Genomic DNA, 11,488 nt, shown 5'->3' with positions numbered 1-11,488 from the left:
CCATGTCCACAGATGTCGCCCACCTGCCCCGGGTGGCGCGCAAGCACTACGGCCGCTACGTGGCGGCGATCCTCGTGGTGGCCGCCCTCGTGGCGATCGTCGTCTCGTTCGCCGGCGGGCAGATCGAGTGGAGCGTGGTCGGGCAGTACCTGACCGCGGAGGCCATCCTGACCGGCGTGGTCAACACCATCGTGATGGCCGTGCTCGCCATGATCGTCGGGGTGGCTCTGGGCGTGCTGTTCGCGGTGATGCGGATGTCGCAGAACCCCGTCACCCGCGCCGTCTCGGCCCTCTACACGTGGATCTTCCGTGGCACGCCGCAGCTGCTGCAGCTGTTCCTCTGGTTCAACCTGGCGCTGGTCTTCCCCTACTTCGTCATCCCCGGCATCGTCGAGGCGCGCACGGTCGACCTGATGACCCCGTTCATCGCCGCGCTGCTCGGGCTGGGCATCTGCCAGGGCGCCTACACCTCCGAGGTGGTACGCGGCGGCATCCTCTCGGTCGACCAGGGGCAGACCGAGGCCGCGCAGGCGATCGGGATGACGCGCTTCCAGACGATGCGCAGGATCGTGCTGCCGCAGGCGATGCGGGTCATCCTGCCGCCGATCGGCAACGAGTTCATCAGCATGGTGAAGCTGACGTCGCTGGCCAGCGCGATCCAGTACCAGGAAGTGCTGCACAGCGCCCAGAACATCTACTACGCCAACAACCGCGTCATGGAGCTGCTGTTCGTGGCGACGTTCTGGTACCTGATCGTGGTCACCATCCTCAGTCTGGGCCAGCTGGTCGTCGAGCGCCGCTTCTCCCGAGGGGTGAAGAAATGATCAAGGCGGTCGACGTCCACAAGCGCTTCGGCGCCCACCACGTGCTCAAGGGCATCTCGCTGGAGGTGGCCGCGGGCGAGGTGCTGTGCGTCATCGGGCCGTCCGGCTCGGGCAAGAGCACGTTCCTGCGCTGCGTCAACCAGCTGGAGACGATCGACGAGGGCGCCGCCTGGGTCGACGGCGAGCTACTCGGGTGGACGGAGCGCGACGGGAAGCTGCACCAGCTCAGCGACGCCCAGATCGCCCGGCAGCGGCGGCCGATCGGGATGGTGTTCCAGCGCTTCAACCTGTTCCCGCACATGACCGCGCTGGAGAACGTGGTCGAGGGCCCGATCAGAGTGCTGCGCGAATCGCGCGACACCGCCCAGACCCGTGCGCTGGAGCTGCTGGAGCGGGTCGGGCTGAAGGACAAGGCCGGCGCCTACCCCTCGACCCTGTCCGGCGGGCAGCAGCAGCGGGTCGCCATCGCCCGCGCACTGGCGATGCGGCCGCGGCTGATGCTGTTCGACGAGCCCACCTCGGCACTCGACCCGGAGCTGGTCGGCGAGGTGCTGGCGGTCATGCGCGACCTGGCCGCCTCCGGCATGACCATGGTCGTCGTCACCCACGAGCTGGGGTTCGCCAAAGAGGTCGCCAACCAGGTCGTGTTCATGGACGACGGCCGCGTCATCGAGACGGGCACCCCCGACCAGGTGCTGGTCAACCCCACTCACGAGCGTACGAAAACCTTCCTCTCAGCGGTTCTCTAGGAGTTCACCTTGTCTTATCCCAATCGGTCTTATCCCAATCGGTCTCGTCCCATCCTCCTCCTCGCCTGCCTCGCCGTGGCCGCTACCGCCTGCACCGCGCAGGCGCCGAAGGACCTCAAGGCCGCCTCGGACGGCGGGCTCCCGCCGAAGATCGCCGAATCCAAGACCGTGGTGGTCGGCAACGTGCCCAACTACCCGCCGCTGGAGTTCAAGGACCCCTCGACCAACCAGCTCACCGGCTTCGACATCGACCTCGGCAACGCCATCGGCAAGCAGCTCGGCGTCACGTTCAAGTGGCAAGAGACGTCGTTCGAGCAGTTGCAGAGCGCGGTCACCACCGGGCGGATCGACATGATCCTCTCGGGGATGAGCGACCTGCCCGAGCGCCGCAAGACGCTCGACCTCGTCGGCTACATGACCTCGGGCGCGCAGTTCTTCTCCACGACCAAGGTCGCCGATCCGAAGGACCTGTGCGGCAAGACCGTGGGCGCCAGCCGCCGTACGTCCTTCCCTGACGAGATCAAGAAGTGGAGCGAGCAGAACTGCGCCGGCAAGCCGATCAAGATCATCGGCACGGAGGGCTCCGCGGACGCGCGTACCCAGCTCACCCAGGGCAGGCTCGACGCCGCCGTACAGGGCAGCGAGACCCTCCCCTACATCGCCAAGCAGGACCCCGGCAAGTTCAACGTCGTCGGCGACCCGTTCACCCAGGTCAACCAGGGCATGGGATTCGGCAAGCAGGACACCCGCCTGCGCGACGCGGTCGTCAAGGCACTCGGCGCCCTGCAGAAGGACGGCACCTACCAGCAGCTGCTCGACAAGTGGGGTCTCAAGGACAACGCCATCAAGCAGATCACCCTCAACGGCTCGCCCACGTGAGTCGCTGGCCGTACGGGAACAAGTCGTGCGTGTCGCTGGCCTTCGACCTCGACGGGCCGACGGGGGCGGCGATGCTGGACGGCAGCGTCTTCGCCAAACCCGAATATTTCACGCTCGGTTCGTACGGGCCGTGGCGGGCGCTGCCCAGGATCCTCGACCTCCTGGACGCCTTCGAGCTGCCCGCCACCTTCTATACGCCCGCCTGGGTGGTGGAGACCTGGCCGGATCGCTGCCGGATGATCGTGGAGCGCGGGCACGAGATGGCGCACCACGGCTACCGGCACGAGCCGTACTACGGCAAGACCGAGGCCGAGCAGCGCGCGATCCTCACGCGCAGCCAGGCCGTGTTCAAGGACGTACTCGGCGTCGAGGCGGTCGGCTTCCGTACGCCGTCGGGCGACTGGTCGCCGGTGACCGCGCGGATCCTGGCCGAGGAGGGGTTCGTCTACTCCAGCTCGATGCGCGGCGACGACCGCCCCTACCTGCACTCGGGCGGGCTGGTAGAGATCCCGGTCCGCTGGGACATGGACGACTACGCCTATCTCGCCTACACCCGCCGCCCCGACTACCCGGCCGGGCTGGATCGCATCGCGGGCTACGGCTCGACGCTCGACAACTACAAGCGCGAGTTCGACGGCTACCACGCGGAGGGGCTGTGCCTGAGCACGCTGTGGCATCCCAAGGTGTCCGGCAAGCCGGGCCGGATCCTGCTGCTGGAGCGGCTGTTCGAGCACATGCGCGCGCACGACGACGTCTGGTTCGCCACCGGCGTGGACGTGGCCACCTGGTGGAAGGGGCGGCATGACCTGGCCGTCTGAAAGGAGCGGCATGAGCCGGCCGTCTGTAGGGAGCGGCATGACCTGGCCGGATGACGCGCGCTGCGCCGTACTGATCACCGTCGATCTCGACGCCGAGCTGGCGATCCTGGCCGCCGACCCGAGCACCCGCGACCGCGTCAAGACCCTGTCCGTCGGACAGTACGGCGCGACGCGCGGCGTCGAGCGGCTGCTCGGAGCGCTGGACGGGGTGCCGTCGACGTGGTTCGTGCCCGGCCTGCACGCCGGGCTGATCCGCGAGGTAGGGCAGGCCGGCCACGAGATCGCCAACCACGGCCACGCGCACGAGGACTTCGACCCGCTCGACCTCGCCGGGCAGCTCGACGCGATCAGGCGCGGCCAGGACGCGCTGGCCGAGGTGACCGGCTCGCTCTCGCGCGGCTTCCGCACGCCGATCGGCGAATGGAAGCCGGGGCTCGCGGCCGAGCTGCCCGCGCTCGGCATCGACTGGTCGTCCTCGTGGCGGGGCGATGACCTGCCGTACTTCCACCCCGCCGGCCTGGTGGAGATCCCGCTCCACCACGAGCTGGAGGATCACCCCTACTTCATGTTCAACCTCGACCCGCCCTTCCCCACCGGGCAGTCACGCATCGCCCCCTACGCCGCCGTGCTGGAGAACTGGACCCAGGAGTTCGACGCCTACCACCGCTTCGGCCTCTGCTACGTGCTGCGCCTGCAGCCCGAGGTGATCGGCACACCCGGCCGCATCGGTCTGCTGCGCTCGCTGCTGTCGACCATGCGTGAGCGGCCCGGCGTGTGGTTCGCGACCGGCAGCGAGGTGGCCGACCACTGGCGCGCCACCCGTACGGGCAACGAACCCGGCCACCCCGCCGACGTCTTCGCGGAGCTGACCTCGTGACATCACTCCTCCCGCTCGCCGGCCTCATCGCGGAGCTGCCTTGATGACTCCACTTCTCCCGCTCGCCGACCTCGTCGCCAAGCCCCCGCCACTGCCGTCCGACGTGGTCGAGCGGGCCAAGCGGCACCTCCTCGACACGCTGGGCGCCGCCCTGGCCGGAGCCGCCACCCCCGCTCCCGGCCTGGCCGGTCCCGGGTCCGCACCCGTCTGGGGGACCGGGCTGACCGTGGCGCCGCGCGACGCGGCGCTGCTCAACGGCGTCGCGGCGCACGCGCTCGAACTCGACGACACCGGCGGCTGCGATCATTCGGGGGCCGTGGTGGTGCCCGCCGCGCTGGCCTGCCTCAGCCTCGCCGATCGCCCGGTCAGCGGCGCCGAGCTGCTGGAGGCGGTCGTCCTGGGGTACGACGTGGCGCGCCGCGCGCTGGAGGCGTGTGGCGGTTACGCCGCGCACAACGAGGCCGGCTGGCACTCGACGGGCACCTGCGGCACGTTCGGCGCGGCGGCGGCGAGCGCGCGGCTGCTGGGGTTGGACAGCGAGCGGGCCGCCCACGCGCTGGGGCTGGCGGCCAGCTTCTCCGGCGGCCTGTGGGCCTTCGTGCACGACGGCGCGGCGAGCAAGCGGCTGCACGCGGGCCGCGCCGCCGAGGGCGGCCTGACCGCCGCGCTGCTGGCCGCGTCCGGCACGAGGGGCCCCGGCCGGATCTTCGACGACGTATGGGGCGGCTTCCTGCGGACTTACGCGGGCGCCGACGCCGACCCCGGCGCGCTGACCCGCGACCTCGGCACGGTGTGGCGGATCTCGCGCTGCTCCATCAAGCCGTACGCCTCCTGCCGCAGCACCCACTCCGCCATCGACGCGATCGGCGGCCTGGACCTGCACGTAGGCGAGATCGCCCGCATCCACGTCCGCCTGAGCCCGCTCGTGGCCGACATGTGCGGCGGCCGCGACGTCGCCACCCTCTCCCGCGCGCAGCTGAGCCTGCCGTACGGCATCGCGGCCAGAGTCCTGTACGGCGACGCCGACCTGGCCGCCTACGCCCCCGAACGGCGAAGCGACCCTCGGGCCGCCGAGCTCATGAACCTCATCGACCTGGAGGTGGACCCGGAGATGGGCGGCATCGACGAGCCGACCCTGACCGTCACCACGACCTCCGGCGCCGTCCGGCGGGCCAGGGTGAACGATCCCCTCGGTACCCCCACCAACCCGCTCTCCGACGAGCGGCTGCTCGCCAAGTTCCACGGCCTCGCACCGGGCCGGGAGCGCCTGGTGGATCAGGTCATGACCCTCGACACCCAGCAGGACGCGCGGGACCTTCTCCCTCTCCTGTCCTGATCTCCCGTCTGATGGCCCGCTGGTCGTTGGCCGGCGGGACCGCTCGGGGCACCGGGAGGACTGCTCTGCCGTGAACGCCCGGGCGTCTCCTCGTATGCGCGGCGTCAATCTTCCGTCGACGGTGGTACTTCTACGATCGAAGTCAATCGTCAAGGCAGGTCGAGGGGGGTCGATGTGGTCATGTTCCTGATCGGCTCCGTACTCGCGGGAGCGCTCATCGGCTGCCTCGCCCGGCTGCTCGTGCCGGGCCGCCGGCGCGCCGGGGGGACGGCCACGATCTCCTGCGGTGTCACCGCCGCGGGGATCGCCTACGTCCTGGATTTCATGGACAAAGCGTGGCTCGTGCTCGCTCTGCAGGTCGTCCTCGCCGTCTCCTTCCTGGGGGTCGTCTCCCTGAGGGTCGTCGCGAGCGACAAGACCGGTGCGTGAAGTCGCCCCCTCGCATTTCCTGTCCGCCTCCTCGGGCGAGTGACGGTTCTCCGACCAAGAAGGGCAGTCCATGTTCCGTGTACCGTCGTTCCGCGTACCGTCGTTCCGCGTACCGTCCCGCCGAACGTTCGCCGCCGCCGCGGCTTCCGTCGTGCTCGCCACCTGCGTCAGCGCCTGCGGCAGCGGAAACGCCGACACGTGCGCGGAGACTTTCAAGGTCTATCAGGACTACACCACGCAGGTGCAGGCCGCGGCGGGCGACGCCGCGGCCATGAACAAGTTGAACGCCGACGTGGGCGCCAAGGTGAAGGACCTGGCGGGCAAGGCTGATGGGGATCTCGCGACCGCCTTGAACGGCATGGCCGACGTCTTCACGGGCGCCCAGATCGACCCCAGCGACGCGGACGCCGCCAAGGCCAAACTGGAGGAGGTCCGTACGAGCATGAAAACCGCGCTCGACAAGGTCAACGCCCTCTGCGTCTGAACCGCCTGGTCTCGGTCGGCGTACTCTCGGTTGCGCAGTGGAAGAGCACGTCATGCGTGAGGTGGTGACCTGTCCTGCACCGGCGGATGTGGTTCGGCGTGCTGGGTCCGCTGCGTGTGCTGAGGGACGAGCGCGAGGTCAGTCCGGGCGCGCCGCAGCAGCATGCGCTGCTGGCCTTGCTGCTGGCCGCCGGGGGACAGCCGGTCGGTGTCGAGGACCTGGTCGACGGGCTGTGGGGGCAGGACCCGCCGCGGACCGCGCTCAACGTCGTGTACAGGAATGTCGGGACGCTCCGCCGGACGCTGGAGCCGAACCTGGGATCACGTGAGGCGGGCCGGTGGCTGCTGCGCGCGGCGGGGAGCTATCAGCTCGCCGTGGATGCGAACAGCTCGGACCTCCTCCGGTTCAGGGAGTATGTGGTGCGGGCCCGCGCGGCCGTCGCCGAGGGTCGGCCCGCCGAAGCGGTGGAGCACTACCTGCTGGCACTGGGGCTGTGGCGGGGAGCCGCGGGTAGCGGCATCATGCCCGTGGTCCGCGCCCGGCCGGTGTTCGTCACGCTGAACCGGGAGTTCGCGGCGGTGGTGGGCGAGGCCACCCATTACGCGCTGGCCGCCGGCCTGCCGGCGCCGATGCTGCCGGCCGCGCGGGCGGCTGCCGCGCGGGAGCCGCTGGATGAGCTGCTGCAGGCCCGGCTGGTTCAACTGCTGGCCGCGACCGGCCGTCAGGCCGAGGCCCTTGAGGTCTATCAGCGGGTACGCGCGCGGCTGGCCGAGAATCTGGGCATCGACCCCGGCCCCGAACTGACGGCGGCCGGAGCGGAGTTGCTCGACCGGCCGACCGTTGGAAGAGCCCCCGAGGTGCCACCCTCCGCGCCTGGACTGTGGGAACACGCGGCCGAGACCAGGCCCGCGCAGTTGCCCGCGGATCCGCCGGTCTTCGCGGGGCGGCGCGCGGAATTGGCGCGGATGCCAGTGCTCGGGCCCGGAACGGCAGGGGTCATGGTCATCCGCGGCATGGGCGGCGTCGGCAAGACCGCCCTGGCCGTGCGCTGGGCGCATCAGGTCGCCCACCACTACGCCGAGGGGCAGCTGTACCTGAATCTGCGTGGCTTCCACCCCAGCGAACAGGCGATGAGCCCAGGGAAGGCGCTGGGCTTCCTGCTGACCGGCATCGGCGTGGCCGCGGATGAGATCCCGGCCACCGTGGAAGCGCGGGCGGCCCTGTTCCGTGACCGAGTCACCGGACGGCCGATGCTCCTGCTGCTGGACAACGCCCGGGACACCGAGCAGTTACGCCCGCTGCTGTCGGCCGCCGCCGGCTGCCTGGTCATCGTGACCAGCCGCGACCGGCTCGGCGGACTCGTTGATGACACCCATGCGATGACCGTGGGCCCGCTGCCCGCGTACGAGGCGGGAGACCTGCTGCGCGCGCGACTGGGCGCGGCGCGGGTGAACGCGGAGCCTGACGCGGCCGCGCAGATCCTCGCCCTGTGCGGTGGTCTGCCGCTCGCGCTGGCCATTGTCACCGCCCATGCCCTGACCTATCCCGCCTTCACGCTGGCGTCCATCGCGGCGGAGCTGCGCCGGGAGCGCGGCAGCCTGGACGCCTACACCGGTTTCGACGCGACCGCCGCTCCCCGCGCGGTGTTCTCCTGGTCCTATCACGCGCTCACCCCAGAGGCCGCCCGGCTGTTCCGGCTGCTCGGCGCCGCGCCCGGACCTGACATCGGCGAGTGGGCCGCGGCCGGACTGGCCGGTGTGAGCCTGGAGCGCGTGCGCCGCCTGCTGGCGGAGCTCACCGAAGCCCATCTGCTGACCGAGCACGTCCCGGGCCGCTACCTGTTCCATGACCTGCTCCGCGCGTACGCCGCCGAGATGGCGACGGATGAGGACGCGGACGGCGATCTGGCGACGGCCCTGCACCGGCACCTGGACCACTACCTGCGTACCGCCCACCGCTGTTCGGAGCTGATCAAGCCGGGCCAGAACATGATTCCCCTGCCTGAGCCGCGCGACGGCGTCACCCCGGAGCGGATTGCCGACGCGACCGAGGCGCTGGCCTGGTTCGGCGTCGAGGAGAGCGTCATCCTCGCCACTGTCGAGTACGCCGCCCGGCTCGGGCTCGACCACCATGTCGCGCATCTTGCCTGGTCGGCGCATACCTACCTGATTCTGTTACGGCCTGCGGAGAGCGCGCTGGCGTTGGCGCGGATCGCGGTGCGGGCCACGGCCGAGCTGGGCGACGCGTCCATGCATGCCCACGCCCTGCACGCTCTGGCGTCGGCGTGTACCCGCGCCGAACTGCCCGTAGAGGCGCACGAGAACTACGGGCATGCTCTGAGGCTGTTCGCCGAGCTGCGGGATGTGAAGGGACAGGCCTTCGCGCACCTCGAACTGACCCGGCTGTTCGACAAGCAGGGCCGTTACCCGGAGGCGCTGCGCCACGCGCGGCGGTCACTCGAACTGTCCCGGCAGGACGGGGCGACGTCCTTCGAGGAGGCGGGCGCCCTGAACGCGGTGGGCTGGGTGCTCATCCGGTTGGGCGAGCATCGCACGGGCCTGGAACACAGCCAACGGGCACTGGTCCTGCACACCGCGATCGGCAACGCGGTCGGCCAGAGCTTCGTGCTCTACACCATCGGCTGGGCGCAGCACAGTCTGGGTGAGCACCGTGCCGCCATCGACAGCTATCGCAGGTCGTTGGCGCTGGGCGACGAAGATGGCCACGGATGGCACGGTCGTGACCACGATGCTCTGGTCCTGGATCGGCTCGGCGATGCCCTGCACGCCGTCGGTGACGACGAGGCCGCCCGCGCGAGCTGGCGGGCGGCCCTTGATCGCCTGTACGACTCCCGGACCGCAGCCAGGGCGGCCATCACCGCCAAACTCGGCTCCCACCGGTGATGGCCGCCCGCGCTGGTACCGCTCAGGGGGCACGGAGGCGATCAGGCCATGGGCAACGCCACCGTGGCGGCGGGACGCTGCGAGTGGAAGCGCAGCAGCCTGCCCAACGCGGCGTCGCACCGCTCGCCACCCTCGCGCGCCCATGCCTGTCGGCGTGCGAACGCCTTGACCAGCCGGGGGTAGGCATACGTTCCGCGCGGCCCGGCGAGCAGCAGGTGCGCGTCGACCAGGGACTCCAGAAGCCGATGCGCCTGCGGCCGCGGCAGGTCGAGCAGCGCCGCGGCCGACTCCGCCGTCAGCTCGCCGTAGTCGGGGAGCGCGGCGAGCCGGAAGGCCGTCGCCTGCCGCACGCCGAGCCGGCTCTGCGCCAGAAGCAAGGGGGCCTCGATCAGCGCGCAGCCGTCGTTCCCGCCCACAGGCCGGTACAGCTCATCGTCCAGTTGGAGCCGAATCTGCCGTACGGTCCAGTGCGGTCTGGCCTGCAGCAGGTCGGCGGCCACGCGTACGGCCAGTGGATGGTGCGAGCACAGCTCGACCAGCTCGACGGCCTCCTGTCGCTCCTCAAGGACCCGGCGGTGGCCGGCCAGCCGGGCCAGCATCTCCAGTGCGTCGCCTGCGGGCAGGGCGTCGAGCCTGATCCAGCGCACGCCGGGCAGGTCGATCATGTGCCGCCACGTGGTGACGATCGCGGCACAGCCTGGCGCCGCCGGCAGCAGGCTACGTACCTGATCCGCCTTGCTCGCGTCGTCCAGCAGGATCAGCACCCGCCGATCGGACAGGACGGTTCGCCACAATGCCGCCCGTTCCTCAAGACGGCCGGGCAGCCGCCCCTCCGGCACGCCGAAGGAACGCAGCAGGGAGCCCAGCACCGTGGCGGGGTTCGCCGGTCGGCCGCTCGACGCCCCGAGGTTCGCGTAGACCTGGCCGTCCGGGAACTGGTCCCGCAGCGCGTGCGCGGCCTGGACGGCCAGCGCGCTCTTGCCCACACCGCCGAGACCGGTGATCGCCACGACGGGCGTCCATCCATCGGGGCTGAGCGCGTCGTGGATGCCGGCCAGCTCCGCGTCCCTGCCCACGAAGCCGGGCGGCGCGGCGGGCAACTGGGCGGGCGGGCGCTCGGCCGGCAGGGCCGGAGCCGGGCGCGATGCCTGTGCCGGGCGTTGTGCCTGTGCCTGTGCCTGTGCCGGGCGTTGTGCCGGTGCGGCCAGCGCGGGATCCGCGCGCAGGATGCGTACATACAGATCGCGCAGGCCGGCGCCCGGGTCGATGCCGAGTTCCGTGGAGAGCAACCGCCGCACATCGTCGTACGCGGACAGCGCCTCGGCTTGCCGTCCCGACCGGTACAGGGCGATCATCTGCAGCTCGCGCAGCCGCTCCCGCATGGGGTCGGCGGCGACGGCCGCGGCCAGCTCCTCGCTCGCCTCGGCGTGCCGGTCGAGTTCGAGGTCGAGGGCCAGCTGTTCCTCCAGCACCGCGACTCTGCGTTGCACCAGGCGCATCCGCTCCTGGTCGATGTAGTTGCCGCCGGTTCCGCCCAGGGGTGTGCCCTTCCACAGCCGCAAGGCGTTCCGCAGCAGGTCGGCCGCCTCGGCGGTGCTCCCCTGCGCGCTCATGGCCTGCGCCTCGCGCACCTGCGCGCGGAAGGAGTCCCAGTCCACGGAGACCGTGCCGGTGGACATGGCGTAGCCGCCGCTGAGCGACCTGATCACCCGTTCGTCATCCTCGGCGGACGACATGGCGCGGCGTAATCGGCATATATAGGTACGCACGATGGGCCGCGCGCTGCCCGGCGCCCGCTCACCCCACAGCGCGTCCACGACCTCGTCGATCGAGGCCACCTCGCCCTCGCGCAACAGCAGGAACGCGAGCACCGCCCGCTGCTGGGGTGCGCCGAGGTCGAGTTCCGTTTCGCCACTCCACCCCCGGACCGGCCCCAGCAGGGCGAACCGCAGCCCTGTACCCATGAACGATCATCCTCCGCCCCGAACTCCATCACGCGACCTCGTCTCCACGGCGCCGACCTGGGCGGTGGTGTCCCGCAGGTCCCGTGACCTCCCCCCGCGAAGCCCTTGCCGTTCGCGCGACGCGTGAGTAGCGGTCGCGGTCAGGCAGGGCGCCTCGCCAGAACACCGGCAAATCCTAGGCAGGCGTTGTGCGTAAGAACTGACTGGAATGTGAAAGGGTCCCTG

Annotated in this window: 10 protein-coding genes; 9 read left to right on the top strand and 1 reads right to left on the bottom strand. The window is 70.8% G+C overall.

All coding sequences use genetic code 11. The features are described 5' to 3' along the window. The first annotated feature begins 2 nt into the window (after positions 1-2). The 9 genes from ACQP2T_RS03670 (at position 3) to ACQP2T_RS03630 (ending at position 9,299) form a co-directional block, all read left to right on the top strand. Positions 3-824, top strand: a complete 822-nt coding sequence (locus ACQP2T_RS03670; RefSeq protein ID WP_433514782.1) for an amino acid ABC transporter permease — start codon at positions 3-5, stop codon at positions 822-824. Beyond that, complete coding sequence (locus ACQP2T_RS03665; RefSeq protein WP_433514781.1) at positions 821-1,573, top strand: amino acid ABC transporter ATP-binding protein; 753 nt, start codon at positions 821-823, stop codon at positions 1,571-1,573. Before ACQP2T_RS03670 ends, ACQP2T_RS03665 begins: the two co-directional genes overlap by 4 nt. A 75-nt stretch (positions 1,574-1,648) precedes the next feature. Further along, positions 1,649-2,452, top strand: a complete 804-nt coding sequence (locus ACQP2T_RS03660) for an ABC transporter substrate-binding protein (RefSeq protein WP_433514780.1) — start codon at positions 1,649-1,651, stop codon at positions 2,450-2,452. Further along, positions 2,449-3,270 (top strand): polysaccharide deacetylase family protein, encoded by an 822-nt coding sequence (locus tag ACQP2T_RS03655; RefSeq protein WP_433514779.1) that lies wholly within the window; start codon positions 2,449-2,451, stop codon positions 3,268-3,270. Before ACQP2T_RS03660 ends, ACQP2T_RS03655 begins: the two co-directional genes overlap by 4 nt. Positions 3,271-3,307: 37 nt before the next feature. Next, the gene (locus tag ACQP2T_RS03650) at positions 3,308-4,147 is read left to right on the top strand and encodes a polysaccharide deacetylase family protein (RefSeq protein WP_433514778.1); all 840 of its coding nucleotides are present in this window, start codon (positions 3,308-3,310) and stop codon (positions 4,145-4,147) included. 43 nt (positions 4,148-4,190) lie between these two features. Next, positions 4,191-5,483: an MmgE/PrpD family protein gene (locus ACQP2T_RS03645; protein WP_433514777.1), complete on the top strand. Its 1,293-nt coding sequence runs from the start codon at positions 4,191-4,193 to the stop codon at positions 5,481-5,483. 174 nt (positions 5,484-5,657) lie between these two features. Beyond that, complete coding sequence (locus tag ACQP2T_RS03640; RefSeq protein WP_433514776.1) at positions 5,658-5,912, top strand: GlsB/YeaQ/YmgE family stress response membrane protein; 255 nt, start codon at positions 5,658-5,660, stop codon at positions 5,910-5,912. Positions 5,913-5,982: 70 nt separating this feature from the next. Then, the gene (locus tag ACQP2T_RS03635) at positions 5,983-6,396 is read left to right on the top strand and encodes a hypothetical protein (RefSeq protein ID WP_433514775.1); all 414 of its coding nucleotides are present in this window, start codon (positions 5,983-5,985) and stop codon (positions 6,394-6,396) included. 98 nt (positions 6,397-6,494) lie between these two features. Beyond that, positions 6,495-9,299, top strand: coding sequence for an AfsR/SARP family transcriptional regulator (locus ACQP2T_RS03630; protein ID WP_433514774.1), 2,805 nt, complete (start codon positions 6,495-6,497; stop codon positions 9,297-9,299). Positions 9,300-9,340: 41 nt separating this feature from the next. Here ACQP2T_RS03630 and ACQP2T_RS03625 read toward each other — a convergent pair whose 3' ends face one another. Next, positions 9,341-11,263: a BTAD domain-containing putative transcriptional regulator gene (locus ACQP2T_RS03625; protein WP_433514773.1), complete on the bottom strand. Its 1,923-nt coding sequence runs from the start codon at positions 11,261-11,263 to the stop codon at positions 9,341-9,343. Positions 11,264-11,488 lie beyond the last annotated feature (225 nt).

It is taken from the genome of Nonomuraea sp. CA-143628 (assembly GCF_050942315.1).
Classification (GTDB): domain Bacteria; phylum Actinomycetota; class Actinomycetes; order Streptosporangiales; family Streptosporangiaceae; genus Nonomuraea.
Note: the sequence above shows the minus strand (reverse complement) of the source record. Positions and strands in the feature narration are given on the sequence as shown.